The following is a 2,120-nucleotide window of genomic DNA, read 5'->3' as shown; positions in this document are numbered from 1 at the left end:
GTCCCCAGTCCCCAGTCCCCAGTACCTAATTATGGGATTGATTAAACAACTGTTACGGCGAACACCTCTTGGATGGCTGCAACTGAATCATGAAAAAAGCCGTCTCTTGGTAGCATTATCAGGCATTGCCTTTGCGGATCTTCTCATGTTTATGCAGTTGGGCTTTCAAACTGCGCTGTACGACAGCAACACCAGACTACACCGCAGTTTGCAAGCAGATATTGTTTTAACCAGTCCCCAAGCCCGTAACTTGCCAAGCTTGTCTACATTTTCTCGGCGGCGACTTTACCAAGCAATGGATATACCAGGGGTGAAGTCAGCAGAACCAATGTATTTCAATAACACAATCTGGAAAAATCCTCAAACACACCGTGAGACGGGGGTGTTAGTTATCGGCTTCAACCCAGACAAGCCAGCTTTTGATTTACCAGATGTTAACCAGCAATTACAGGCGATTAAGCTACCGGATACCGTATTGTTCGACCGTGGTGCAAGAGGAGATTATCAAAAAGCGATCGCTCAAATTGACCAAGGTAAAACCCTAACGACCGAAATAGAACGGCGCACAATTACCATTAGTGGCTTATTTCAAGTCGGGGCTTCCTTTGGTTCTGATGGCAATCTGATTACCAGCGATCAAAACTTTTTGCGGCTATTTTCTGGGCGACAGTCCAGCAGTGTCAGTCTTGGTTTGATTGTTCTTAAACCAGGCTATGACCCGAAAAAAGTAGCAGCAATGCTTAAAGCCTATCTGAGAGATGATGTCAAAGTCTTAACCCACGCCGAATTTATTGAATTTGAAAACAACTTTTGGAGAACAAATTCCCCAATTGGGTTTATTTTCAGCCTGGGTGTATCGATGGGCTTTGTGGTGGGCGTGATTATCGTCTATCAAGTCCTTTCCAGCGATGTTAATGCCCACGTTCGAGAATACGCCACCTTCAAAGCAATGGGATATCGCAATTATTACCTGCTAGGTGTGGTACTTGAAGAATCGTTGATCTTGGCAGCACTAGGTTTCTTCCCCGGATTGGGAGTATCCTTAGCACTTTACCAACTGACTCGCAGCGTCACAAATTTACCCATGTACATGACTGCGATTCGGGCATTGCAGGTATTAGTGCTGACTGTCATTATGTGTACCATTTCTGGTGCGATCGCTACCCGCAAACTCCAAGCCACCGATCCTGCTGATATGTTCTAAATTTGTCATTTGTCATTTGCAAATGACAGCAAATGACAATTATTATGAGTAATCGAGCTATTTATGACTAGTCAATCTGTCATCTCTATTAAAAATCTCGACCACCATTTTGGCCATAGTTCACTCCGTAAGCAAGTTCTATTTAATATCAACTTAGAGATTAATGCTGGTGAAATTATTATTATGACCGGGCCCTCTGGTTCTGGAAAGACTACTTTACTAACCTTAGTGGGTGGATTGCGTTCTGCTCAATCTGGTAGTTTGCAGGTGTTGGGGCGAGAACTTTGTGGCGCTAGTGCTGAACAACTAGTGCAGGCGCGACGGCATAACGGTTATATTTTCCAAGCACATAACTTGCATGGTAGTTTAACGGCACTCCAAAACGTCAAAATGGCTTTGGAATTGCACAAATATCTTGGGTTAAAAAAGATGCTAGTGAGATCGGCCCAGATGCTAGAGCAGGTAGGATTAGGAAATCATTTGGATTACTATCCTGATAAACTGTCTGGGGGACAAAAACAAAGAGTAGCGATCGCTCGTGCCTTAGTCAGTCATCCTCAAATAATTTTAGCGGATGAACCCACCGCCGCCCTTGACAGCCAATCGGGACGAGATATAGTCAATCTCATGCAAAAACTGGCAAAAGAACAAGGCTGTACAATCTTGATGGTGACTCATGACAACCGCATCCTAGACATTGCCGATCGCATCGTTCAGATGGAAGATGGCAAACTCAAGTCAAAATTAAAACTATCAGCTTAGAGTTGATTAGCCTTGATTACTCAAGATCAGAACTCAGAATTTCAAGCTTTGTACTAGCTCAACCAAAACGAACTTACCTCAAGAATAAGCCCGGATTTCTCACCAATGCTCAAAGCCTGTCCTTGTGCAGGGGAGCAGGGGAGCAGGGGAGCAG

The 2,120-nt window shown here is 44.2% G+C and carries 2 protein-coding genes; both read left to right on the top strand.

Going from position 1 to position 2,120, the window contains the following annotated elements:
- The first annotated feature begins 31 nt into the window (after window positions 1-31).
- The gene (devC, locus tag CDG79_RS40225) at window positions 32-1,204 is read left to right on the top strand and encodes an ABC transporter permease DevC (protein ID WP_094347011.1); all 1,173 of its coding nucleotides are present in this window, start codon (window positions 32-34) and stop codon (window positions 1,202-1,204) included.
- A gap of 63 nt (window positions 1,205-1,267) precedes the next feature.
- Window positions 1,268-1,966, top strand: a complete 699-nt coding sequence (locus CDG79_RS40220; protein WP_094347010.1) for a DevA family ABC transporter ATP-binding protein — start codon at window positions 1,268-1,270, stop codon at window positions 1,964-1,966.
- Window positions 1,967-2,120: the final 154 nt, after the last annotated feature.

The sequence above is a fragment of the Nostoc sp. 'Peltigera membranacea cyanobiont' 232 genome, assembly GCF_002245985.1.
In the GTDB taxonomy this organism is placed as follows: domain Bacteria; phylum Cyanobacteriota; class Cyanobacteriia; order Cyanobacteriales; family Nostocaceae; genus Nostoc.
This window is presented reverse-complemented; position numbering and strand designations above follow the sequence as displayed.